Here is a 2,047-nt window from a genome sequence, read left to right on the forward strand (position 1 = left end):
AGACGACTACAGGTGCGCCGCTCACGTCTACCGACAGCCCGCTAACATTTAAGGTTCATAGCCAAAGCCCTGACGTGTACCTAGTCGCTGATACTGAGACAGTCGTCACAATCGTGGAGGTGTCCTAATTGATTGAACTCGGGTCAAGGCGGACGCCGCCCTATGATGATACAGGCGTCAAAACAAGTATTTCAGATTTAAAAGACAAGATGGCAAAGCTTCAGGACACCGTTGACCATATGGACGTGTCAGATGAGATAAAGAACGATATTCTGACGCTTCAGCAAAAAGTCCAAGCGTTAGAGGATACCGCGGACGGTGGGTCAACTGGTGCAACTGACCAACAAATTCAAAGTATGAAGGCTGACGTTGATTCATTCGGCCGAGTCTTGGACGCTCATGTAAAGGACACGACCAAACACGTATCGTCTGAAGACCGTACCAAGTGGGACGGTATGAGTGACAGGGTGACGACATCAGAAACAAACCTGAAGAACCATATCGCAAATGCTAAACCTCACGTCTCGGATTCTGAACGTTTGAAATGGAATCAAGCTGCTACGGATGCGACACAGCTGCAAAAGGATTTACAGACAACGAATCTATCGCTTCAGGATGTTATCGGGGTTCAAAACTTCTCACAGAAATATGCATTAACGGATGCTGAAGGAATGCGGAAACGGTTGGCTTCAGCTGACAGCATATTCACCGCACCACCCGGTTTTTATTATGGGACAGGATGGAATCAACTACCGTTACCGGGTGACGCTTCTTGGTACTATCTCGACATTCTACCAGCGCCAAACGGTCTGCGGAAATTGGTTCTGACACGTTCCTATGATAATACGTCATGGATTGGTGTTATACACACTGACAATGTATTCAGGGGTTGGCGACAGCTGTTTACACAAAATGATTTTATGGCGCTCACATGGTATAACCTTCCGTTATTGAATGGAGCAAAGGCGTCAGGAAGAACACCGCAGTATACCCGCTGGGGAAACATCCTCATGCTAAAAGGTGACGTGGCGTGTGACCTCGGCGTTGACTTTGCACAATTGCCCGCGTCATATTCACCGTCAGACAAAAAGGCGGTCATGGCAACAGCATACGGAACGACAGGCTTCACAAAATTTTATATCAACACTGACGGTAAACTGGCGTTTGTCGGCTTTTCAGGAAACAATCAGTCCGCCGTGTCCAGTTGGTCATTAGACGCGGCAGTGCCTTACTAGGAGGGTTGGAGCAATGGAAATGATACAAGTATTCGTATATGATTCGGATTTCATCTTCGACTATCCTGAAATTGTTCCGGCTGATTCCGTACCGGATAATGCGACAACCGTACAGCCGCCGGGATATTGGCGGGCGCAATTTCAGAAGGATAGAAAACTATGGATTGAATCCGCTTCAGACGAACAAATAAATGAAATGAGACAACAAATGAGGGAGAGTGTAAAAGAATGAGTTTCATGGAGAATGTTGCAAGTGAAGCACAAAAATTATACGGTGTAAGTCGAGTTTTACCTTCAGTTATCACAGCACAAGCCATACATGAGTCAAATTGGGGCAAATCCGGGCTTGCTACGCGTGCAAATAACCTGTTTGGTATAAAAGGTATCGGGAACGCTGGAACCGTTCATATGGGCACGTGGGAGGTTTTAAACGGGGTCGATAAAACAATCAAAGCAGGGTTCCGGGCGTATAAGTCTGTTCGCGATTCTATCATAGACCTTGTGAACCTCTATAACCGTCTTGACCGTTATAAGGCTGTTGTCGGGGAAACGAACTATGTACAAGCTTGTGCCGCCATCCAAAAGGGTGGATATGCGACAGACCCGAACTATGCGAAGAAGCTTATCGCCACAATCGAAGCCCACGGGCTGACGAAATACGATAAGGTCGGGAACAAAGCCGCAGTGAAGGCGAAACCTGCCAAGTCGTCCGGCTCGACATATACCGTTAAGGCGGGTGACACATTGACAGCAATTGCAAAGAAATATAATACGTCAGTGAAGGAGTTGGCGAAAGTGAACGGTATTAAAGA

2 protein-coding genes are annotated in these 2,047 nt (G+C 47.0%); both read left to right on the top strand.

Features of this window, described 5'->3' with window-relative positions; genetic code table 11:
• The first annotated feature begins 128 nt into the window (after positions 1-128).
• Positions 129-1,235: a hypothetical protein gene (locus tag ACFQ8T_RS21655; RefSeq protein WP_376642734.1), complete on the top strand. Its 1,107-nt coding sequence runs from the start codon at positions 129-131 to the stop codon at positions 1,233-1,235.
• 237 nt (positions 1,236-1,472) lie between these two features.
• Positions 1,473-2,047 (top strand): glucosaminidase domain-containing protein (locus ACFQ8T_RS21660; RefSeq protein WP_430548512.1); only part of this gene is annotated, 575 nt, incomplete at its 3' end.

The organism is Isoptericola sp. NPDC056618 (assembly GCF_042792715.1).
GTDB lineage: Bacteria > Actinomycetota > Actinomycetes > Actinomycetales > Cellulomonadaceae > Isoptericola > Isoptericola nanjingensis.